The sequence below is a fragment of the Microbacterium sp. LMI13-1-1.1 genome (assembly GCF_040815625.1).
GTDB lineage: Bacteria > Actinomycetota > Actinomycetes > Actinomycetales > Microbacteriaceae > Microbacterium > Microbacterium forte.
This window is the reverse complement of record NZ_JBFPNL010000005.1, coordinates 1,344,404-1,365,337: the sequence shown is the minus strand read 5'-3', so window position 1 is coordinate 1,365,337 and position 20,934 is coordinate 1,344,404. Positions and strand designations below refer to the sequence as shown.

17 protein-coding genes are annotated in these 20,934 nt (G+C 69.5%); 7 read left to right on the top strand and 10 right to left on the bottom strand.

The genetic code is table 11. The features are described 5' to 3' along the window. The 3 genes from MRBLMI13_RS13310 to MRBLMI13_RS13300 form a co-directional block, all read right to left on the bottom strand. Positions 1 to 190, bottom strand: a 190-nt coding sequence (locus MRBLMI13_RS13310; protein ID WP_367823075.1) for a hypothetical protein, incomplete at its 3' end; no start/stop codon positions are given. Between the two features lie 428 nt (positions 191 to 618). Further along, the gene (locus MRBLMI13_RS13305) at positions 619 to 1,434 is read right to left on the bottom strand and encodes an SDR family NAD(P)-dependent oxidoreductase (protein WP_042541621.1); all 816 of its coding nucleotides are present in this window, start codon (positions 1,432 to 1,434) and stop codon (positions 619 to 621) included. A 91-nt stretch (positions 1,435 to 1,525) separates the two neighbouring features. After that, entirely contained in the window at positions 1,526 to 2,272 is a 747-nt protein-coding gene (locus MRBLMI13_RS13300; RefSeq protein WP_367823072.1) for an SDR family NAD(P)-dependent oxidoreductase, read from the bottom strand. A gap of 244 nt (positions 2,273 to 2,516) precedes the next feature. Here MRBLMI13_RS13300 and MRBLMI13_RS13295 point away from each other — a divergent pair, with 244 nt between their 5' ends. From MRBLMI13_RS13295 to MRBLMI13_RS13285, 3 genes are read left to right on the top strand one after another with little or no spacing between them, the layout of a single operon-like run. Next, the gene (locus tag MRBLMI13_RS13295; RefSeq protein WP_367823070.1) at positions 2,517 to 3,974 is read left to right on the top strand and encodes an APC family permease; all 1,458 of its coding nucleotides are present in this window, start codon (positions 2,517 to 2,519) and stop codon (positions 3,972 to 3,974) included. A gap of 36 nt (positions 3,975 to 4,010) precedes the next feature. Further along, on the top strand, positions 4,011 to 4,850 hold the full coding sequence (locus MRBLMI13_RS13290; protein WP_367823068.1) for a molybdenum cofactor biosynthesis F family protein: 840 nt from the start codon (positions 4,011 to 4,013) through the stop codon (positions 4,848 to 4,850). 1 nt (position 4,851) lies between these two features. Continuing rightward, the gene (locus tag MRBLMI13_RS13285; RefSeq protein WP_367823066.1) at positions 4,852 to 6,495 is read left to right on the top strand and encodes an amidohydrolase; all 1,644 of its coding nucleotides are present in this window, start codon (positions 4,852 to 4,854) and stop codon (positions 6,493 to 6,495) included. Between the two features lie 78 nt (positions 6,496 to 6,573). On the opposite strand, the gene MRBLMI13_RS13280 is transcribed toward MRBLMI13_RS13285, so the two are convergent. The 3 genes from MRBLMI13_RS13280 to MRBLMI13_RS13270 all read right to left on the bottom strand — a co-directional run bounded on the left by MRBLMI13_RS13280 (position 6,574) and on the right by MRBLMI13_RS13270 (position 10,065). Next, entirely contained in the window at positions 6,574 to 8,037 is a 1,464-nt protein-coding gene (locus tag MRBLMI13_RS13280; protein ID WP_367823064.1) for a GMC family oxidoreductase, read from the bottom strand. After that, a complete protein-coding gene (locus MRBLMI13_RS13275) occupies positions 8,034 to 9,479 on the bottom strand; it encodes an aldehyde dehydrogenase family protein (RefSeq protein WP_367823062.1) in 1,446 nt (481 codons plus the stop codon). Before MRBLMI13_RS13275 ends, MRBLMI13_RS13280 begins: the two co-directional genes overlap by 4 nt. 148 nt (positions 9,480 to 9,627) lie before the next feature. Beyond that, entirely contained in the window at positions 9,628 to 10,065 is a 438-nt protein-coding gene (locus MRBLMI13_RS13270; protein ID WP_042541627.1) for an Lrp/AsnC family transcriptional regulator, read from the bottom strand. Positions 10,066 to 10,215: 150 nt separating this feature from the next. Here MRBLMI13_RS13270 and pdhA point away from each other — a divergent pair, with 150 nt between their 5' ends. The 4 genes from pdhA to MRBLMI13_RS13250 all read left to right on the top strand — a co-directional run bounded on the left by pdhA (position 10,216) and on the right by MRBLMI13_RS13250 (position 15,225). After that, positions 10,216 to 11,316 carry a pyruvate dehydrogenase (acetyl-transferring) E1 component subunit alpha gene (gene pdhA, locus MRBLMI13_RS13265; protein WP_367823060.1) on the top strand — a complete coding sequence of 367 codons (1,101 nt, stop codon included), beginning with the start codon at positions 10,216 to 10,218 and terminating at the stop codon, positions 11,314 to 11,316. Then, the gene (locus MRBLMI13_RS13260) at positions 11,313 to 12,341 is read left to right on the top strand and encodes an alpha-ketoacid dehydrogenase subunit beta (RefSeq protein ID WP_311879555.1); all 1,029 of its coding nucleotides are present in this window, start codon (positions 11,313 to 11,315) and stop codon (positions 12,339 to 12,341) included. Before pdhA ends, MRBLMI13_RS13260 begins: the two co-directional genes overlap by 4 nt. Then, positions 12,338 to 13,747, top strand: coding sequence for a dihydrolipoamide acetyltransferase family protein (locus MRBLMI13_RS13255; RefSeq protein ID WP_367823059.1), 1,410 nt, complete (start codon positions 12,338 to 12,340; stop codon positions 13,745 to 13,747). The genes MRBLMI13_RS13260 and MRBLMI13_RS13255 overlap by 4 nt, the downstream gene beginning before the upstream one ends. 158 nt (positions 13,748 to 13,905) lie before the next feature. After that, positions 13,906 to 15,225, top strand: coding sequence for an MFS transporter (locus MRBLMI13_RS13250; RefSeq protein ID WP_042539398.1), 1,320 nt, complete (start codon positions 13,906 to 13,908; stop codon positions 15,223 to 15,225). Between the two features lie 56 nt (positions 15,226 to 15,281). On the opposite strand, the gene MRBLMI13_RS13245 is transcribed toward MRBLMI13_RS13250, so the two are convergent. From MRBLMI13_RS13245 to dhaK, 4 genes are all read right to left on the bottom strand, one after another. Continuing rightward, positions 15,282 to 16,571 (bottom strand): hypothetical protein, encoded by a 1,290-nt coding sequence (locus MRBLMI13_RS13245; RefSeq protein WP_367823058.1) that lies wholly within the window; start codon positions 16,569 to 16,571, stop codon positions 15,282 to 15,284. Positions 16,572 to 16,734: 163 nt separating this feature from the next. Next, the gene (gene ptsP, locus MRBLMI13_RS13240; protein ID WP_367823056.1) at positions 16,735 to 19,209 is read right to left on the bottom strand and encodes a phosphoenolpyruvate--protein phosphotransferase; all 2,475 of its coding nucleotides are present in this window, start codon (positions 19,207 to 19,209) and stop codon (positions 16,735 to 16,737) included. Next, complete coding sequence (gene dhaL / locus MRBLMI13_RS13235; RefSeq protein WP_367823054.1) at positions 19,209 to 19,862, bottom strand: dihydroxyacetone kinase subunit DhaL; 654 nt, start codon at positions 19,860 to 19,862, stop codon at positions 19,209 to 19,211. The genes ptsP and dhaL overlap by 1 nt, the downstream gene beginning before the upstream one ends. After that, positions 19,850 to 20,842 (bottom strand): dihydroxyacetone kinase subunit DhaK, encoded by a 993-nt coding sequence (gene dhaK, locus MRBLMI13_RS13230; RefSeq protein WP_367823052.1) that lies wholly within the window; start codon positions 20,840 to 20,842, stop codon positions 19,850 to 19,852. The genes dhaL and dhaK overlap by 13 nt, the downstream gene beginning before the upstream one ends. Between the last annotated feature and the right edge of the window lie 92 nt (positions 20,843 to 20,934).

The window sequence follows — 20,934 nt, the reverse complement described above, 5'->3', positions numbered from 1 at the left end:
GCGGAAAATCGCCCGGATCCCCCGTCGCGATCGTCTCCACGATCACCGCCTCGGCACGCCGGAACGCCGCCCCCGCGCCCTGCAACACCGCGACCCGGTCCGCATCCGACAACCCCGCCAGCGCGTCGTCGGACAGCACCGCATCCAGGTCGGCGACGACCCGATCCAAAAGCTCCGTGGTGCTGTTCATACCCCCCAGTCAACCGGGGACCACCGACATTCGAGACCCGCAAAGTCCCGAATTTTTCCTAGGTCAGGAGGGAATTCCAATCTTCCGGGATGCTGCTCAACGACAGGGGGCGGCATAGCACCGCTCGCCCGACACAGCTCGGCACGGTCGGCACGCACGGCACGACACGGCACGACACGACACTGCACGGCATTGCACGACGCCACATGGCGCGGCCAACCCAACCCTGCCCTGCCCTCCCCTGCCCTGCCCAGTCCAACCCAACCCAACCCAACCCAACCCAACCCTGCCCGGCCCGGCCCAACCCCGCCCAGCCCAGCCCAACCCAGCCCTGCCCCGCCCGGCCCAGCCCAGCCCAACCCAACCCAACCCAACCCAGCCCAGCCCTGCCCTGCCCTGCCCTGCCCTGAGCACCGAAAAGATGCTCCCTACATCCCCGCCCGATCGAACGCGATCGTCGGCACATCCACCACGTGGGATCCGCCGTCCGCCACGATCACGGCACCCGTGACGTACGACGACTCCCCCGACCCGAGGAACCGCACGACCGACGCGATCTCGGCGGGACGAGCCGGTCGCTGCAGCGGCACGTCCGCCGTCACGGTCGCATATGCCTCCTCGCGCGACCCGAGGCCCGCCTGCGTGGCGAACTCGTCCATCTCGTCGTCCGCCATCGGCGTCTGCACCCACCCGGGGCACACCGCGTTCACGCGCACACCCCGTCGTCCGTAGTCGCGGGCGAGGGTCCGTGTCAGACCGATCAGAGCGTGCTTGCCCACCGTGTATCCGGCCACAGACGGCCCAGCGAAGAGACCGGCGAGCGACGACACGATCACGATCTGCCCCTTCGCCTCGATCAGCGACGGCAATGCCTCCCGCGCCATGACGAACGCCGTGGTGAGGTTGGCGCGGATCGCCGCATCCCAGCTGTCGTCGTCGGTGTCGGCGACGGGTGAGAACCCGTGTCCGCCGGCGTTCGCGACCAGCACGTCGAGCCGCCCGAACGTCGCGAGCACCTCAGCCACCGCAGCCTGCGCGGATGCGGTGTCGGCGGCGTCCGCGACGATCGGATGAGCGCCCACCGCATCCGCCACGGCGCGCAGCGGCTCAGGCCGCCGCCCGACCACGACGACGTGAGCGCCCTCTGCGGCATACCGCTCGGCGACCGCCGCGCCGATGCCGGTTCCGCCGCCGGTGATGACGACGACGTGCCCCGAGACCGTCGATCCGACTGCAATGCCCATGTCTGCTCCTGTTCCTGATGCGCTCCCGCGCAGTTCACGCGCTCACGCGCAAGTCCACGCGCTCACGCACCATCCGCTGCCCCCGAGGTCATCAGGCGGGGAATCCTGATCGGGCCGAATACCCGAAGTCGCTGACGATCGTCGTGCCGTTGATCGCTCCGCTGCGTCGTGACACGAGGTAGAGCACGTGAGAGGCGACGTCTTCGGGCGTCTGCACCGCGAACGACGGATCGACGAACGCATCGGCGCCGAGGTCGCCTCGACTCATCGGCGTGTCGACGATCGACGGCGCCACCGTGTTCACTCTGATGCCGTCTCGGGCGAGATCCACCGACAGCGACCGGCCCAATTGCACGAGCGCCGCTTTGGACGCGCAGTACGGCGCCATGCCCGGCGATGACACGAACGCGGAGTCGCTCGCGAGCAGCACGACGGATGCGGCGGCCGAAGCACGCAGCGCGGGAAGCGTCTGCGCCAGCACGAGGAACGCGCCCGTGACGTTGACGGCGAACACCGTGTTCCACTCGAGCAGCGAGATCTCATCGATGGGCGACCCGACCGGGCCCGAGATCCCAGCGCAGCAGACGACAGCATCCAACCCACCGAGCTCTTCGACGGAGGTCGAGACCGCATCCGCCACCTGTGCCTGGTCGGTGACATCAGCCACACGCACCACGGCGTCACGGCATCCGCGTGCCGTCTCAGCGAGCGCAGCACCGTCGCGATCGAGCAGGGCCACACGCACCCCTTCCGCGGCGAGCGCGAGCGCCGTCGCACGCCCGATGCCGCTCGCTGCTCCCGTGATCAGCGCGGTCGTGCCGCTCAGCTGCAGATCCATGATCTCCCCGAGACTCCGCGGCAGCGCCGGGCGGCGCTCCTCAAGGACGGCGGTGTCATCACGGTCATCCTGCTCCGCCGTGCGCACGCCGGGAACACGGCAAGGACGGCTGTGCGCGCTGGCACCATCGTCCTTCGCTCAGGGTCAACCGCCGGACTCGCGGCGCGAGCAGACTCGCTCTATCGACGATCCCCCTCATCCTCGATGCCGTTCGACACGGCCGTCACCCAGCAAAGGAGCCGACGTGGCAGACCCGATATCTGCGTCCACGACGCAGCAGGACCACACCTCTCTTCGACCCGGTGCGCTCGGCGTCGCCGGGATCGTCTTCCTCGTGCTCGCCGCCGTCGCACCGCTGACGGGCATCGTGGTCGTCGCCTCCCTGGCGATCGCCCTCGGAAACGGTGGCGGCACACCGATGGCCTTCTTCCTGGTCGCCGCGATCCTGCTGCTGTTCGCCGTGGGATACGCGCAGATGTCGAAACAGCTCGTGAACGCCGGCGGCTTCTATGCCTTCGTCGTGAAGGGCCTCGGCCGCACGGGCGGTCTCGTCGCGGGCCTCATCGCCACGCTCGGCTACAACTTCTTCGTGGTCGGAACGATCGGCACCAGCGGCTTCTTCATGCAGAACATCATCCGTGACCTCACGGGCCTCGACGTGCACTGGCTGATCTGGGGTCTGCTGTCGATCGTCGTCTGCTTCGTGCTGGCGAGGGTCGGCGTCGACTTCAGCTCCAAGATCCTCGGGGTGTGCCTCGTGCTCGAGGTGCTGATGCTCGTGGTCTTCGACGTCTCGGTGCTCGTGCAGACGGGATACGACGTGGCCGCCTTCAGCCCCGAAGCCGTGTTCTCGGGCTCCCTGCCGATCGGCCTGCTCCTGGCCGCGACGGGCTTCCTCGGTTTCGAGGCGACCGCCCTGTTCAGCGAGGAGGCGAAGCAGCCGCTGCGCACCATCCCGCGCGCGACCTACACCTCGATCATCGCGATCGGCGTGATCCTGGGCGTCACCACGTGGGCCGTCGTGAGCGCGACCGGCGTCGCGCAGGCACAGGCCACGGCTCTCGAGCACCTGCCGACGGGCGACCTCATCTTCACCCTCTCGCAGCAGTACCTCGGCGGTCCGCTGACCACGGTGATGATGATCCTGCTGCTCGTCAGCCTGTTCGCGGCGATGCTCGCGTTCCACAACTCCGCCACGCGCTACCTCTACTCGCTCGGGCGCTCGCGGATCCTTCCGCATGCACTGGCCCGCACGCGACGCAACGGCGCCCCGCAGCTCGCGGGGATCGTGCAGGCCTCATTCGCCGCGATCGTGGCGATCATCTTCGCGATCGCCGGTGCCGACCCGATCCTCACCCTGGTGCCGGCGATGCTCGGATTCGGCACCCTGAGCGTGTTGATCCTGCAGGGACTCGCAGCGATCTCGATCGTCGTGTACTTCCGTCGCTCCCGTGACCCGAGGTGGTGGAGCACGTTCATCGCTCCGGGCATCGGATTCCTCGGCATCGCCGCGATCTCGGTGCTCGCGATCGTGAACTTCAACATCGTCGCCGGATCCGAAGAGCTCGCCATCCGCCTCATGCCGCTGCTGCTCGTGGTGGCTCTCATCGGCGGCATCGTCTACGGCGCCTATCTGAAGCGCTCGAGGCCCGCCGTGTACGAAGGCCTCGCATCCGACCTCGAGCGATTCAGCGACCGCTGACGCTCACCCGACCCGCACCCCATCTCGAGGAGAGACATGACGACTCTGAACCCCGCCGACACGTCCACCTGGCTTCCGCTCGAGGGCCTCGCCCCCGGGTTCGACGCCAACAAGGCCCCGCACACGACCGCGCTGAGCGGTCGGGAGATCACGGTCGTGGATGCGCGCGGAACCCGCATCTCGCACCGATTCGCCGACACCACGGTCACGTGGGACTACCGCCCCGGTGCCGAGGATTCGACAGCGCCGGCATCCGACACCGACGACTACGAGGCCTTCGAGGCCGATGACGACCTGTACTTCGTGCAGTTCCACCACAGGTACCTGCCGAACGAGGCCGTGTCGCTCGTCGTCGACCTCCGCCACGGGCGCGCCCTCGCCGTCATCTCGGTGATCCTGCCTGCGCCGGAACAGGGGCGCACCCGCGTGCAGCACGTGTTCGCGCCGAGCATCATCGAAGGCGCGACCGTGACGGGCGCCGAGCCCGCCCCGGCGACGACTCTCATCGGGCGGCGGGTCGAGTGGGTCTACAGCGAGGAGCACGCATACGAGCACGTCTACCTCTCGGAGCGCTGGTACTCGTGGCAGTGCCTCGCCGGCCCCGAACGAGGCCTCGCCGACACCGACGAGAACAGCGTCTGGGAGGTGCGCCCCGGCATCTACATCTTCGCGTGGCGCGAGAAGGTCATCCCGTGCGCGTCCGTCACGATCGCCGACCACCGCGATGTGAACGCGATCCGCTCGCACGGCGTGCTGTTCGGACTCGACGAGTCGGGCGAGGTGCCGACGCACTTCACGTTCGGCGCGCACGGCAGGCTGCTCTCGACGACGCATCACGCAGAGGGTCTCGAACCCGCCCTGTTCGGAGCCGTCTGAGATGGTGTCGGCCGAACTGATCGTCACGGGCTCCGTGATCCGCACGGCGGATCGCCGGAAGCCGGTCGTCGAGGCGTTCGCCGTGCGCGACGGCCGGATCCTCGACGTCGGGACCAGGGCCGAGATGCAGGCGCACCGCGGGCCGGACACGCGGATGCTGGACGTCGGCGACGCCGCGGTCTACCCCGGTTTCGTCGATGTGCACAACCATCACGCCATGGCCGGCCGCACCGAGCTGTTCGAGCTCTCGCTGCCGCCGTCGCTCGCTCTCGACGACATCCTCGACCTCGTGCGCGACAAGGCGCAGACGCTGCCGCCTGACGCGTGGATCGTGGGCGGCCCGGTGTCGACCACGCTGCTGCCGACCCTCGCCAGCACCGCGACCAGGCAACGTCTCGATGAGGCGGCCGGAGGGCGACCGGTGGTGCTGGTCGAGGACTCGAGGCACAACAGGTGGGCGAGCACCCGGGCACTCCAGCTCGCCGGAATCACCGCCGACGGCATCCCCTCCGGCGGCGTCACTCTGCTCGATCCCGAGGACGGGACACCGACCGGTGTGCTGCTCGAGGCCGCGGGCATCCCGGTGCAGGAGGCCTACGACCGCAGTGGCGGGCTGACGTCCGAGCAGCACATCGCGGCGTCGCGCCGCGGCGTCGAGATCCTAAACTCCTTCGGCATCACGACGTTCCAGGATGCCGGGGTGTCGACAGACATCCTCGCCGCGCTCGCGGCACTCGACCGGTCTCAGGAGCTCAGCGCCTGGGTCGTGTCGTCGCTGCTGATCAACGACGAGATCTTCGGGTTCGATCCGATCGGCGCGGCGCTAATCGACCTCGGCGAGCAGTACCGGACTCCGCACCATCGACCGGACTTCGTGAAGATCTTCCTCGACGGGGTGCCTCCCGCGCGAACGGCGTCGTTCCTCGAACCGTACGTGGCGGATGCCGTGCACGGCGCCCACTTCCACGGCGAGACGGCGATGGACTTCGATGAGCTGCACACATGGCTGCGCTCGGTCGCGGAGCGCGGACTCGGCGCCAAGGTGCACTGCACGGGTGACGGGTCGGCACGACTCGTGCTGGACGTCGCCGCACGCATCCGCGCCGACGGCTTCACCACCCCGATCCAGATCGCGCACGGCCAGTTCCTCGCCGCGGACGACATCCCCCGGTTGCGAGCCCTCGATGTATCGGCCGACATCTCGCCGTTCATCTGGTTCCCCGGCGTGATCCCTCAGGCGCTGGCCGAGGTGCTCGGTGATCGAGCCGAGCATTCGCAGCCCAACCGCGCCCTGATCGATGCAGGAGCGCTGGTCGCCGGCGGTTCCGACTGGCCGGTGAGCGAGTCTCCGAACACGCTCGAAGGACTGCAGGGACTCGTGACGCGCGCCGACCCCCTCGGTCGCGCACCCGGCGTTCTCTGGCCCGAGCAGGCGATCACCGCCGAAGAAGCGCTGGAGGTCTTCACGATCAACGCCGCGACCGCGATGGGGCTCGGATCGGAGACCGGGTCGCTCGTGCCGGGCAAGTCCGCGGACTTCGTCGTGCTGGCCCGTGATGCGATCGCCGGCCCCGCCGACGAGATCGTGCACACCCCGGTGCGCTCGACGTGGTTCGCCGGTCGCGAGGTCTACACCGCGCGCTGACAGACACGCACGCCCGACGAGACGCCGAAGCCCCCTCCCGCACTTCGCAGGAGGGGGCTCTTCGCGCGTGCACCGCCGTCAGCGTCCGAGCAGCAACCTCGCCCCGAGCTCGCCGATCATCGCGGCGGGCGCATTGGTGTTGCCCGTCGGAACGGTCGGGATCACCGAGGCATCGATCACACTCAGCCCCTCGAGGCCGCGGACGCGCAGCAGTGGATCGACGACCGCGTCGGCATCCGACCCCATCCGGCAGGTGCCCACCTGGTGGTGGTAGGTGATGGCGGTGCGCCGCACCCAGTCCTCGATCCCCTCGTCCGGCACGTCGGGGCCCGGATACACCTCGGTCGCTCCCCACGCGTCGGCGAGCGCCGGCTGCCCGCCGATCCGACGGCACTGACGCACGGATGCCGCGAGCGAGGCGACATCCCTCTCGTCCGCGAGCGCAGCGAGGTCGATCAGCGGAGGGTCGGCGAGGTCGGGACCAGACAGGGTGAGCGTGCCCCGGCTGTGCGGCGTCACGAGGCCTGCCATGAGCGTGAATCCGTCGTCTCCGCGAGGTTCGAGGTCGCCCCACATCGGCACCGAGAAGTGGATCGGCTGCGTGTCGGGCTCTGCGAGGTCGTCGTGACTGCGCCAGAAGAGGTGCGACTGGGTGACCGAGACGCCGGGCTGCGGCGGCCCCACCGGCCGCTCCGTCGTGAAGATGACCGGAGAGAGCAGGTGGTCGTGCAGGTTCCTGCCCACGCCGGGCGCATCGACCACGACCGGGATGCCGAGGGCTGCGAGCTCGTCGGCGGGGCCGATGCCGGAGCGGAGGAGGATCACGGGCGATCCGATCGCACCGGCGGACAGCACGACCTCGTCGGCGAAGACATCCTCGGAGTCGACCCCGGATCCGAGCCGGACGCCGACGGCACGACCCTCCTCGACGATCACCGAATGCACCTCGCGTCCGGTGAGGATCGTGAGCCTGTCGGCGACGGGCTGGGCGTAGGCCATCCACGTGTTCACCCGGCGCCCGTCGCGGATGGTCACCTGCTGCTGCGAGACACCGTCGAGGGTGCCGCCGTTGTAGTCGGGATTGCGGGGCAGCCCTTCTTCAACCGCCGCGTCGATGATCGACGCCTGGATCGGCGAGAGCTCGTAGTCGTCGGTGACGGGCAGCACGTCGTGCTCGAGCGCGTCGAAGACGGGTTCGACGGTGCTCCACCCCCACCCGGTCGCGCCCGCGCGCTCCCATGCGTCGTAGTCGGAGGCCGCGCCGCGCACCCAGATCATGGCGTTGAGCGCGTGAGACCCACCGGTGACCTTTCCGCGCGGAAGATGCAGCCGGCGACCGCCGGCGTGCTCCTGCGGCACGGTGAAGAAGTCCCAGTCGTCGGCCGAGTGCCAGAGCTCCCCCGCCCTCGACGGGTCGTGGATCGCGGGGTTCGAGTCGTACCCTCCGGCCTCGATCAGCGTGACCTCGACTCCCGCATCCACCAGCCGTCGTGCGACGATCGCTCCCGAGGTCCCTGCCCCGACGACGATCGCGGACTTCATGCCTGAGCCTTCCGCCCCGGACCCGAGACGACCTGGGTCACGGCGACGGACTTGAGCCCCTCGACGCCGAACTCGAGGCCGTAGCCCGAGCTCTTCACCCCGCCGAACGGCACCATGGGATGCAGCCCGCCGTGCGAGTTGATCCACACCGTGCCCGACTCCATGCGCGTCGCCGCCTCGCGAGCGGCTTCGGGGTCGCTCGCCCAGACCGATGCGCCGAGACCGACGTCGACCGAGTTGGCGAAGGCGAACGCCTCGTCGACGTCGCTGTACCTGATCACGGGAAGCGCGGGTCCGAACTGCTCCTCCTGCACGAGGGCCGCGTCGTTGTCGATGTCGGCGACGATCGTGGGCCGGTAGAACAGCTCGCCGAGTTCGGGCGCCGCCTCGCCGCCGGTGACGACACGGGCGCCGCGGCCCTTCGCGTCCTCCACCAGCCTCGACACGATGTCGAACTGGGCGCGATTCTGCAGCGGACCCAGCACGTTGTTCTCGTCGAGCCCGTTGCCCATCGGCACGGATGCCGCGATCTCGGCGAGCGCGCCGACGACCTCGTCGTAGACCGAGTCGTGCACGTAGAGGCGCTTCATCGCCGCGCACGTCTGACCGGTGTTGATGAACGCCCCCCAGAAGAGATCCTGGGCGATCGCCGACACCTCGGTGCCGGGCAGCACGATGCCTGCATCGTTGCCCCCGAGCTCGAGGGTGAGGCGGGCGAGGTTGCCGGCCGAGCTCTCGATGATGCGGCGCCCGGTGGCTGTCGATCCGGTGAACATGATCTTGTCGATGTCGGGGTGCGAGGCGAGGCGGGCGCCGACCTCGCGGTCGCCGGAGACGCCGATGAGCACGTCGGCCGGCAGCACGTCGTTCATCACCGCCAGCATCGCGAGCACGCTCAGGGGCGTGTACTCGCTGGGCTTCGCGACGACGGTGTTGCCCATCCGCAGCGACGGACCGATCTGCCAGACGGTGATCATCAGCGGCCAGTTCCACGGACCGATCGCGCCCACGACCCCGGCGGCCTTGTAGACGAGCTCGGCATGCAGGGTCTCGTCATCGACGAGCACCTGCGACTCGATCGGGATCGTCGCGTTGGTGCGCAGCCACGCCGAGCACGCACCCAGCTCGAAGCGCGCGTTGGGGCCGTTCAGCGGCTTGCCCTGTTCGCGCGAGAGGAGGTGCGCGAGCGCTTCGGCGTTCGCGTCGATCGCATCGGCGGCGGCGATCAGCAGCTCGCTGCGCTTCGCGTGCCCGAGGGACTCCCAGCCGGGCTGCGCGGCCCGCGCCCGCGCGATCGCCTCGTCGAGGTCACCGGCCGAATGCTCGGGGGCACGACCGATGACGTCACGTGTGGCGGCATCCGGGATGTCTCGTCCGGCGCCCTCCGGCGCCTGGATGCGGTCGAGCAGCGCGGTGGCTGCGGATGCGGCGGATTCGGACATCGGGACTCTCCTTCGAGCGGGACGCGTGCCAAGGAACTGGCGGTGGTCTCATTGTCGGACGCCGTCGGGCGGCCCACTTGTCGAGGAGTGCGCCGCAGATGTCCGAGTGCGAAGGGATGACCTCGGCGTCCCCCGCTCGGACACCGGATCAGACGAGGGTGAAGTCCTCGAAGATGAGGGTGGTGCGGGTGGACCTGATCGACGGGATCGCCTGGATGTCCTCCAGCACGATCCGACGGAGGTCGCGCGCGTCGCTCGCTCGGACGAGCAGGATCACGTCGAAGTCTCCGCCGACGAGTGCCATGTGCTCGATCTCGGGGATGGCGCGGAGCCGGGCGCTGACCTCCTGCCACGTCGCCTGCTCGATCGCGAGCGTCACGTATGCGCTGGCGTGGTGGCCGAGCAGCACCGGATCCGTGCGCACCGAGTATCCGGTGATGATGCCCGCATCGGTGAGGCGCTTGATCCGCGCATGCGCGCCCGCCCTCGAGATGTGCACCGCTTCGGCGATGGCGGTCATGGACGCACGCGCATCGGCCCTCAGCTCCGCGAGGATCGCGTGGTCGGTCTCGTCGAGCGTGATCATGGAACCCCTTCGTCCGTGCCTGAATTCTGACATTTCGTCGTACGGATGGGCAACCCGACGGCAATCGTCCACGATCCGTCGATTGTTCTTGGACGACTGTCTCCCGAGGCGCATGCTGTCCTCATCGGGTTCGGCAAGGAGGGCGAACGGATGGAACATGCACATCTGCTGCCGCGCGACACAGCGGTCCAGCTCATCGATGCAGACGGCAGGGTCATCGAGGACGAGCGCTACGCGCTGCCGGACGCCGACGCCCTGCTCGCCGCCTATCGGGGTCTCGTCGAGGGTCGACGCATCAACGACCAGGCCAGCGCTCTCGTGCGGCAGGGTCGCCTGGCGGTCTACCCGTCGTCGCACGGTCAGGAGGCCTGCCAGATCGGCGTCGCTCTCGCTCTCGCCGATGACGACTGGCTCTTCCCCACGTACCGCGACTCGGTGGCGGTCGTCGCGCGGGGCGTCGCCCCGGCCGACGCGATGGTGCTCCTCAAGGGCGACTGGCATTCGGGCTACGACGTGCGGGCGCACCACGTCGCTCCTCAGGCGACTCCCCTCGCCACGCAGCTCCTGCACGCGGTCGGCTTCGCGTATGCCGCGAAGAGGCGCGGCGAGAGCACCGTGGTCGTGGCCCTGTGCGGTGACGGCGCGACCAGCGAGGGCGACTTCCATGAGGCCATGAACTTCGCCGCGGTCTTCCACGTGCCCGTCGTCTTCTTCGTGCAGAACAACGAGTTCGCGATCTCCGTGCCGCTCAGTCGTCAGACCGCGGCGCCCTCCCTCGCTCACAAGGCGATCGGCTACGGGATGCCGGGGCAACGCCTGGACGGCAACGACGTCGCCGCAGTGCTGGCAGTGCTCGGCGATGCGGTCGATCGGGCGCGCGCCGGCGGCGGACCGACGCTCATCGAAGCGCACACCTACCGGATGCAGGCGCACACGAACGCCGACGATGACACCCGCTATCGCGAGCGCGCGGAGGTCCAGGCGTGGGTCGCGCGTGATCCGCTGACACGTCTGCGCACGTACCTCACCGGCACGGGCGCGCTCACGGAAGAGCTCGAGGCGGAGTACGCCGACGGAGCCGAGCAGACGGCTGCGGCGATGCGGGAGGCACTCAACACGGATGCCGACATCGACCCCGAAGACCTCTTCCGCTTCGTCACCGAGTCTCGCTCGCCGCAGCGAGAAGAACAGTGGCACCTGCTGAGGGGCGAGATCGAGCGCACGCACGAACCCGCAGGAGGTGCACGATGACCATCGCCCACGACGACGTCCGCGTCGACATGCGTGTCGCGGCCGTATCGACCATGAGCATGGCCGCCGCTCTGAATCTCGCCCTCGCGGACGCGATCGAGAGCGATCCGGAGGTCGTGGTGTTCGGCGAAGACGTCGGCGCGCTCGGAGGCGTCTTCCGGATCACCGACGGGCTCACCGCGCGGTTCGGCGAGGATCGCTGCTTCGACACCCCGCTCGCCGAATCCGGCATCGTCGGCACAGCCGTCGGCATGGCGATGAACGGCATGAGGCCCGTCGTCGAGCTGCAGTTCGACGCCTTCGCGCTTCCCGCGTTCGAGCAGATCGTCAGCCACGTCGCGAAGCTCGGCAACCGCACGCGCGGCGCCGTGCGGATGCCGCTCGTGATCCGCATCCCGTTCGGCGGCGGCATCGGAGGAGTCGAGCACCACTGCGACTCGTCCGAGGCGTATTACGCCCACACCCCCGGGCTCACGGTCGTGAGTCCGTCGACGCCGCAGGACGCGTACTCGATGCTGCGAGCGGCGATCGCCTCGCCCGACCCGGTGATCTTCCTCGAACCGAAGAAGCTGTATTGGACGAAGGGCGAGGTCGACACCTCGGTGGTCGCCGAGATCGGCACCGCCAGGGTCGCGCGGGAGGGGACGGATGTCACCCTGATCGCCTATGGCGCCTCGGTGCCGCTCGCTCTCGAGGCGGCAGACGTCGCGGCATCCGAGGGGCGCAGCGTGCAGGTCATCGACATCCGCTCGTTGTCTCCCTTCGATGACGAGACGGTGATGGCCGCCGTGCGTGCGACCGGACGAGCGGTCGTGATCGCCGAGGCCCCTGGTTTCGCCAGCGTCGCCTCCGAGATCCAGGCACGGGTGTTCGAGCGCTGCTTCGAATATCTGGAGGCGCCGGTGCGACGTGTCACCGGTTTCGACACCCCGTATGCGCCGCCGAAGCTCGAGCACTGGTACCTGCCCGATGTCGACCGCGTCCTCGACGCGATCGACTCGCTGCACTGGGAGGACGCGTCATGACCGCACTCACCACCCGCGTCTTCCGGCTCCCCGATCTCGGCGAGGGCCTGACCGAGGCGGGCCTCGTGCAGTGGCTGGTCGCGGTCGGCGACACCATCGTCACCGACCAGGCGATCGCCGAGGTCGAGACGGCCAAGAGCATCGTCGAGCTGCCCTCCCCCTTCGCGGGAGTCGTGACCGCCCTGCACGGAGAGCCTGGCGAGACGATCGACGTCGGCGCCCCGGTTCTCGAGGTCTCCGATGCGACGCAGCCGGCGAGCACGACCGACTCGGGCGCACCGAACGGGTCGGATGCCGCAGAGCACGCGGCCTACCGAGAAGAGGAGCGGGCGGGCTCGGGCAACGTCCTGATCGGCTACGGCACCTCCGACCGCGTGACGACCGGTCGTCGTCGTGCGCGGGCGACCGTGGTCCCGACGTCGGGCGTCCGTGATGCCGCTCCCTCGGCAGAAGCGACGCTGCCCGAGCCGACGCCGACGGAGCCTGGCGTTCCCGCCCCGCCGACGACCGCCCCGCGGCGCACGGTGGCCGTGCGCTCACCGCTCGTCCGACGCCTGGCGCGAGATCTCGGGCTCGACGTGCACGAGATCACCCCGACCGGACACGACGGCTCGATCACCCGCGCCGACGTCCTGGCCGCGGCCGTCGACGATGCCGTCGACGGCGCAGCCGCACAGCATCGCAGCACGAGCGGGCAGAGCCTGGACGGCCTCGCTGTGGTCTCGCGCGAGCGTCTGTCGGCTCTGCGCCGCGCCGTGAGCGCGAAGCTCAGCCGCAGCCGCTCCGAGATCCCCGAGGCGACCGTGTGGGTCGACGTCGACGCCACCGAGCTGTGGACGCTGCGCGCCGGCATGGCTCCCGAGGGCGGCAGAGCCCCCTCGCTCACAGCCCTCATCGCGCGCTTCGTGCTGCTCGCCCTGGAGGATCATCCGGTGCTGGCATCTCGATTGAGCGACGATGCCTCAGAGCTCATCTCGTTCGAGGGCGTCAATCTCGGCGTCGCCGCCGACACCGCACGCGGGCTCGTCGTTCCGGTCATCCCCCACGCCCACGAGCTCTCCGTCGAGCAGCTCGACGCGGCGCTGCGCGATCTGACGACTGCAGCCCGCTCCGGGTCGATGCCGCCCGAGCGCCTGCGCGGATCGACGTTCACCCTGAACAACTACGGCGGGCTCGGGGTCGACGGCTCAGCCGCGATCATCAACCACCCCGACGTCGCGATCCTCGGAATCGGTCGCATCATCGAGCGGCCGTGGGTGATCGACGGGCAGATCGTCCCCCGCCGCATCGTGCAGATCTCGCTGGTGTTCGACCACCGGGTGTGCGACGGCGGATACGCCGCCGGCTTCCTGCGTCGAGTCACCGAGCTCATCGAGCATCCGCTGCGTGCATTCGGGCGGGTGTGAAGGCCGCGCACGTCGCACTCCTGCGCCGCCATGGGCGCAGCGCTTGGGCCGCGGGTCGGCGTGCGCTACTCTCGTCAATTACTGACCGATCATTCGGTAAGTGATTCGGAGCGGCACGTCGTCGCTCTCTCCCCCACCCGCAGAACAATGGAGTTCGCATGACGTCAGCAGTCTCCGCAGACAGCACGAGAACGAGGATGCCCGCCGAGGAACGGCGGGTGCTCGCCAGCACCCTGGTCGGCACCTCGATCGAGTGGTACGACTTCTTCATCTACGCGCAAGCCGCGGGCCTCGTGCTCGCTCCGCTCTTCCTCGCTCCGATCGCCGAGGAGAACAAGGGGTTCGCGCAGATCCTGTCCTTCGCCACGATCGGAATCTCCTTCCTCTTCCGCCCCCTCGGAGCCATCGTCGCCGGGCACCTCGGCGACAAGCTGGGCCGCAAGAGGATGCTCGTCTTCACGCTCGTGATGATGGGGCTCTCCACTTCCCTGATCGGCCTGCTGCCGACCTACGCGGCGATCGGTGTCGCGGCGCCGATCCTGCTCATCGTGCTCCGCATCCTGCAGGGGTTCTCGGCCGGCGGTGAATGGGGCGGTGCGGCGCTGATGGCCGTCGAGCACGCGCCCACGAACCGACGCGGACTCTTCGGCGCCTTCCCGCAGATCGGTGTTCCGATCGGCATGATCCTCGCGACAGCGACACTCTGGGTGCTGACGAGCTCGATGTCACCCGAGGCGTTCCTCGAGTGGGGCTGGCGGATCCCGTTCCTCATGTCGATCGTGCTGATCGCCGTCGGCTACGTGATCAGGCGCGCAGTCGATGAGAGCCCGGTCTTCGAAGATCTCCGGCGCCGCCGTCAGGAGGCCTCGGCACCGCTGGGCCGCCTGTTCCGCAAGAACACCAAGCAGGTCGTCCTCACCGCACTGATCTTCATCGGAAACAACGCCGCCGGCTACCTGCTCATCGCGTTCTTCGCCACCTACGCTGTCACCGCTCTCGGCATGGAGCGTCCTCCCGTGCTGCTGGCGACGACGCTGGCCTCGTTCGGATGGCTCATCTTCACGCTCTGGGGCGGTCACCTCTCCGATCGTCTCGGGCGGGTCCGCACCTTCCAGATCGGCTACATCGCACTCGCGCTCTGGGCTGTGCCGATGTGGTTCCTGATCGATACGGCGAACATCTTCTGGTACTTCGTGGCACTGTTCGTGATGACGTTCGCACTCGGGCTCTCCTACGGCCCGCAGGCGGCCCTCTACGCCGAGATGTTCCCGGCCAACGTCCGCTACTCGGGCGTCTCCATCGGATATGCACTGGGTGCCATTCTCGGCGGGGCGTTCGCTCCGATGATCGCAGAGACGCTGATGAACCAGTTCCACGCGGCGTGGACGATCGGCGTCTACATCGCCGCCGCGGCGCTGATCTCCCTCATCGCAGTGACGATGGTCAAGGAGACGAAGGGCGTCGACCTGCACGCCTGACGGAGCCGCTCACACGGCCGGGCGGCGGGTCGGTCGGTGGAACGACCGGCCCGCCGTCAGCCGAAGACGAGCGGCGTACGGGCTGTGGCGTCCTCGACCGTGATGCCGACGATCATCGACCCCTCCTCGACGACATCGCGGTCGGCCTGGAACCGGAAGACATGGCCGTCACGCGTCGCGACGGCGTAGAAGTCATCGCCTGACGCCGCGACATCGACGACGGTGCCCCCGGGGTAGGCGGCCATCGCATCCGCCACCGGAGCGCCGAGGCGGATGCCTCCCCGGTGCGGCAGCGCCGCTCCGTCGTCGACTGACTCATCGAGGCTGCGATCGCTGCCGACGGTGATCGACCACACCGCGTCGCCGGCCTCGACGGGCTGCACCAGGAGAGACCCCGCGTCGCCGGGCGCGACGAGTCTCCACGGTCCGCCGTCGTACGCCGGCTCCATGACCTGCGCATCCTCGCCCGCTGTGGCGAGAGCGGCATCGACCGAGTCGCCGAGGCGGAGAGGGCCCACCCCGCCGACACCGATCTGCCACTCGCTCCACACGGCTCCGGGGTCTCCCGACGGATCGGTCTCGGCGACAGGCGGGTTCTCGGTGAGCTCGTCGATCAGCCCCGACCTCGCCTCGTCGGCGCGGGTCTGCAGCAGCAGGGCGGCGGCTTCGGCGTCGAAGTCGCGATCACCGCTGAAGGGCTGCCAGAGCTGGACGATCACGTTTCCGGTCGACGCGAATGCGCCGAACGACCGCCAGTCGAGCCCCGCGTCGACCAACGACCCCGCGAAGGCTCGGACATCCTCGGAGGGTTCCGGAATCGCGGCATCGAAAGTGATGGTTCCCTCCTTGGCGAACTCGGCGCACTGCTCGGCAGCCTGGAGCAGCTGATCCATTCGCCCCTCGGCCTGCGCCTCATCAGCGAACTGCATGATCGTCATCCGGCCGAACCCATTGGCGGGATCCGTCGGCACCTGCCATTCGACCGTCCTCGCCCCGACGCTGCCGAGCGACTGCTCGGCGTAGAGGGCATCGCAGATCGGCGGGTCCGCAGCGAGACCTCCACCATCCGACACCTGTTCGAGCACCGGCGAAGGATCACCGACCTCGGTGGCCTCCGGCACGATCCCCACGATCTCCTCAGGGGTGAGCGCGAACGCGTCGAGTTCGTCTCCGACGAACGCGATCGGTCCGGCGTAGGGCTCGGGGGACGCGGTCGACGGAGACGGCGAGGGCGAGGGCGACGGCGAGGCCTGAGGAGTCGAGGCGCAGGCGCTCAGAGCCACCAGCGCGCCGATCCCGATCGATGCGAGCGTCATGCGCGCTCGACCTGTGGTGAAAACAGTCATGTGCATCCTCCGACCTCGTCATGCGCCGCTGCGGGCGCCCCCTCCCCGGAGCCTAAGGCGCTGCGGCCCCCTCGACCAGGGGCGCGCGCATGTCGAGATCAGAATGAGAGGAAGAGCATGCCGAAGATCGCATATATCCGCCTGATCGGACGACGTGAACCCTTCAGTCGCCACTGAGCACAGCGGCCGCAGCGGCACGCGCATCGGCCGCCGTCGCCGCTCTCAGCACCGCTTCCGCGGCTGCGTCGCACTGATCACCCGTGACATCTGCCAGCGCGGCCGCGACGCGGCCCAGCGCGCGGGGCGTCATCGACAGGGAGGTGACCCCGAGGCCGACCAGCACCGCGGCCAGTGTGGGATCGGCGCCGGCCTCGCCGCACACGCCCACCGGCAGGTTCCACCGGCGTCCGGCAGCACCCGCCTGGCCGATCAATCGCAGCACGGCCGGCTGCCACGGATCGTTCAGGTCGCCCAGCTCGCCCAGCAGTCGGTCCGCGGCGAGCGTGTACTGGGCGAGATCGTTGGTTCCGATGCTGACGAAATCGACGACCTCGAGCATCTCTGAGGCGAGGAGCGCGGCGGAGGGTGTCTCGACCATCACTCCCACCTTCTCGAGTCCGGCCGCCCGCGCACGGTCCGCGAAGTCGCGCGCCTCATCGACCGTGGCCACCATCGGAGCCATCACCTCGACGAGCGCCGACTCCGCCGCTGCCGCGAGCGCGAGGGCCCGCAGCTGATCATCGAGCAGCGCGGGTGATCGCCGTGCGATCCGCAGACCGCGGACTCCGAGAGCGGGGTTCTCCTCCGTGTCGGCGTTGGCGAACGGCAGCGGCTTGTCGCTGCCCGCGTCGAGCGTGCGCACGACGACCTTCCGCCCCGGGAAAGCCGCGAGGACGCCTCGGTAGGCGTCGACCTGCTCGTCGACCGACGGCGCATCGGTGCGGTCGAGGAAGCAGAACTCGGTGCGGAAGAGACCCACTCCCTCTGCCTTCGATGCCGCAGCCGCCACCGCTTCGGCCGCGCCGCCGACGTTGGCGAGCAGTGCGATCCGGCGCCCGTCCGCGAGCACGCCCTCTCCGTCGAAGGGCACGACGATCGACGCGGCCTGCGCCTCGGCGATCCTGGAACGGCTCGGGTCGACCTCGACCGTGCCCCGGTCGCCGTCGACGAGCAGATCGGCGCCGGATGCGATGCCCGTGGCCCCGCCGACCCCGACGACCGCGGGGATTCCGAGTGAGCGGGCGATGATCGCGGTGTGCGATGTGGGCCCGCCCTGCTCGGTCACCAGAGCGACGCAGTTGCCGCCGTCCAGGGCGGCCGTGTCGGCGGGTGCGAGGTCGGTGGCCACGAGCACGAAAGGCTCATCCCGCTCCGGAACACCGGGCATCTCGACCTCGAGGATCTCGGCGATGATCCGGTCTCGGACGTCGCGGATGTCGGCGGCACGCTCGGCCATGCGGCCACCCAAGGCTCTGACCGCCTTCTCGTGCGCGAGAGCCGTCTCCCAGACGGCGCGGGCGGCGGTGCGCCCCTTCGATCGGACGAGCGACGTCGCATCTGCGACGAGCTCGGGGTCTGAGGCGAGCAGACGCGAAGCATCGAGGATCGCCCGTGCCTCTCCGGTCGCCGCCGATGTGCGGCGGCGGAGCTGATCGGCCACCGCGACGGCTGCCCACTCGATCGCCGACACCTCGCTCTCACGCTCAGCCGCATCGACCGTCAGGCCCGGGTCGGGCTCGTCGAGTGGCGCAGCCAGCAGCACGGCCTGCGCCGCTGCCCGCCCGGCGCTCACGCCTCGCCCGCTCAGCACCGTCCCGGACACCACGGGCGCCGCGCTCACCGCCGACTCGGTCGACCGCGTGCGCACGACCTCTCTCGGGGGCGCGGCGACCGCGGTTCCTTCACCGAACCCCTCGTCGAACAGCGCGACCAGTCGATGGATGGCGAGCTCGGCATCCGCCCCGGTCGCGGACAGCCGCACCTCGTCGCCCTGCCCGGCGCCGAGCATCAGCAGTCTCGACAGGCTGGCGCCCGCGGCCTCCGGCCCATCCGGCAGCCGGGTGAGCCGCACATCCGCCCCTGCGGAGGCCTCGGCGATCAGCGCAGCCGGACGAGCATGGATGCCGAGCGGGTTGCGCACGGTGACCACGCGAGTGACCGCGTCGCTCGGCCCGTGCGTCGGTGCGAGCGACGAGGGGGCGGGCGCGACGGGCTCGTCCGGGTCGCCGAGCTGGCCGGTCTTCGCGCCGAGCGCAGCGGACGCCTCCTCAGCCACGACCTCGAGCGATGCGCCCGCCGCCGCGGACACGACTGCGGCGAGCAGCCCTTCCACGAACGGCGCGGGCGTGAGGCGGACGGGCACGTCGCTCATGCGCAGCTCGAGCGCGAGCTCCGCGCTCAGCACCGCCGAGCCGAGGTCCATCAGCACCAGGACTCCGTCGCAATCCGCGGCCAGTTCGTCGATGGCCGCGGCGACCGCTACGGCATCCGTTCCGAGAACGGCTGCGCCGTCGGCATCCGTCCCCGCGCCGGCCGCCACCAGGACGCGCGCTCCCCCGCCTCGCACCATCTGCAGGGCAAGCTCCAGGGCCGCCTCCCCGAGTCGAGCGCTGTGGGAGACGGCGACGATGCCGATCATCAGGACGATTCCGCGGTGGCCCGGGCGAGCGCCTCGAACAGCAGCGTCGTGGACGCCGCACCCGGATCGATGTGCCCTGCGCTGCGCTCACCGAGGTAGCTCGCGCGTCCCTTGCGTGCCACCAGGGGCTCCGTGGCGTCACGCCCCGCAGCCGCAGCATCGGCAGCCGCAGCCGTCGCCGCTGCGAGATCCGCCCCGCCTGCGATCGCCGCATCGAGTGCATCCACGGCGGGCGCCATCGCATCGAACATGGTCTTGTCGCCGGCTTCGGCCTTGCCCCGGGCGACGATCCCGTCGAGACCCGCTCGCAGCGAGGCTGCGAGCCCGGCGGCATCGAGTTCGTCCACCGGGCCGGCCGCCATCCCCATCCGCAGGAACAGCGTGCCGTAGAGCGGCCCGCTGGCACCTCCGACCGAACTCACGAGCGTCATGCCGACGGTCTTGAGCAGCTCGTCGACGGTGGGCGGCACCGCCGAGTCGAGCTTCGCCACGACGGCGTCCATGCCACGGGCCATGTTCGCGCCGTGGTCCGCGTCGCCGATCGCCGAGTCGAGCTCGGTGAGCCATTCGCGCTTCTCGGCGATCACGTCGCGGAACCGCCGGATCCAGTCGACGAGGGCCGCGGTGTCGATCGCCGCCATCATGCTCCCCATCGCAGTCCTGGAGTGTTCACCGGGGCATCCCACAGCCGCAGCAGCTCGTCGTCGGCCTTGAGCACCGTGAGCGAGCACCCGGCCATGTCGAGCGACGTGATGTAGTCGCCGACCAGGTTGCGGGCGATGTGCACCCCCGCCTTCTCGAGCAACGACGCGACCTCGCCGTACATCAGATACAGCTCGATCAACGGCGATCCGCCCATGCCGTTGAGCATCACGATCGCGGGTCCGGCGGCGTCGAGGTCGGCGAGGATCGGCTCGACGAGCTGGCGGGCGATCTCGGATGCGGGGGCCAGCGGTTCGCGATGCCGACCGGGTTCGCCGTGGATGCCGATGCCGATCTCCATCTGATCCTCCGGCAGGTCGAACGTGGGTTTGCCCGCTGCGGGAACCGTGCAGCTCGTGAGCGCCATCCCCATCGAGCGACCCTGGCCGTTGATGCGCTGGGCGAGTTCGACGACCGCGGCGAGATCCTGTCCTTCTTCGGCCGCCGCGCCGACCAGCTTCTCGAGCAGCACGGTCAGTCCGACACCGCGACGCCCGGCTGTGTAGAGAGAGTCCTGCACGGCGACGTCGTCGTCGACGATCACGGTGCCGACCTCGATGCCCTCCATCGATGCGAGCTCGGCGGCCATCTCGAAGTTCAGCACGTCGCCGGTGTAGTTCTTGACGATGTGCAGCACGCCGGCGCCGCGGTCGACGGCCTTGGTCGCCGCTTGCACGCGGTCGGGCGTCGGTGAGGTGAACACCTCGCCGGCGACCGCGGCATCGAGCATGCCCACCCCCACGTATCCGCCGTGCAGCGGTTCATGGCCTGACCCGCCACCGGAGACCACCGCGACCTTGCCCTGCGCCTTCGGCGTCGCGCGCGTGATCACGTGCGTCTCGAGGTCGACCGACAGCTCGGGATGCGCGAGGGCGACGCCTCGCAGCGACTCGACCAGCACATCGGCGGGGTTGTTGATGAGCTTCTTCATCGTTCGATCTCCCTTGATCTCTGCGGTGGCGATCTTTCGCAATATTGGAAAGTCATTCGTCAATGTCGAATATGCTCGGGCGCAGTCGAGTT

Coding starts and splice junctions, on each gene's coding strand:
- MRBLMI13_RS13255 (WP_367823059.1), top strand. CDS start 12,338: ATGACCGCACTCACCACCCGCGTCTTCCGGCTCCCCGATCTCGGCGAG.
- MRBLMI13_RS13300 (WP_367823072.1), bottom strand. CDS start 2,272: ATGGATCTGCAGCTGAGCGGCACGACCGCGCTGATCACGGGAGCAGCG.
- MRBLMI13_RS13285 (WP_367823066.1), top strand. CDS start 4,852: ATGGTGTCGGCCGAACTGATCGTCACGGGCTCCGTGATCCGCACGGCG.
- MRBLMI13_RS13270 (WP_042541627.1), bottom strand. CDS start 10,065: ATGATCACGCTCGACGAGACCGACCACGCGATCCTCGCGGAGCTGAGG.
- dhaL (WP_367823054.1), bottom strand. CDS start 19,862: ATGGGGAGCATGATGGCGGCGATCGACACCGCGGCCCTCGTCGACTGG.
- MRBLMI13_RS13250 (WP_042539398.1), top strand. CDS start 13,906: ATGACGTCAGCAGTCTCCGCAGACAGCACGAGAACGAGGATGCCCGCC.
- MRBLMI13_RS13245 (WP_367823058.1), bottom strand. CDS start 16,571: ATGACTGTTTTCACCACAGGTCGAGCGCGCATGACGCTCGCATCGATC.
- ptsP (WP_367823056.1), bottom strand. CDS start 19,209: ATGATCGGCATCGTCGCCGTCTCCCACAGCGCTCGACTCGGGGAGGCG.
- pdhA (WP_367823060.1), top strand. CDS start 10,216: ATGGAACATGCACATCTGCTGCCGCGCGACACAGCGGTCCAGCTCATC.
- MRBLMI13_RS13290 (WP_367823068.1), top strand. CDS start 4,011: ATGACGACTCTGAACCCCGCCGACACGTCCACCTGGCTTCCGCTCGAG.
- dhaK (WP_367823052.1), bottom strand. CDS start 20,842: ATGAAGAAGCTCATCAACAACCCCGCCGATGTGCTGGTCGAGTCGCTG.
- MRBLMI13_RS13305 (WP_042541621.1), bottom strand. CDS start 1,434: ATGGGCATTGCAGTCGGATCGACGGTCTCGGGGCACGTCGTCGTCATC.
- MRBLMI13_RS13260 (WP_311879555.1), top strand. CDS start 11,313: ATGACCATCGCCCACGACGACGTCCGCGTCGACATGCGTGTCGCGGCC.
- MRBLMI13_RS13275 (WP_367823062.1), bottom strand. CDS start 9,479: ATGTCCGAATCCGCCGCATCCGCAGCCACCGCGCTGCTCGACCGCATC.
- MRBLMI13_RS13280 (WP_367823064.1), bottom strand. CDS start 8,037: ATGAAGTCCGCGATCGTCGTCGGGGCAGGGACCTCGGGAGCGATCGTC.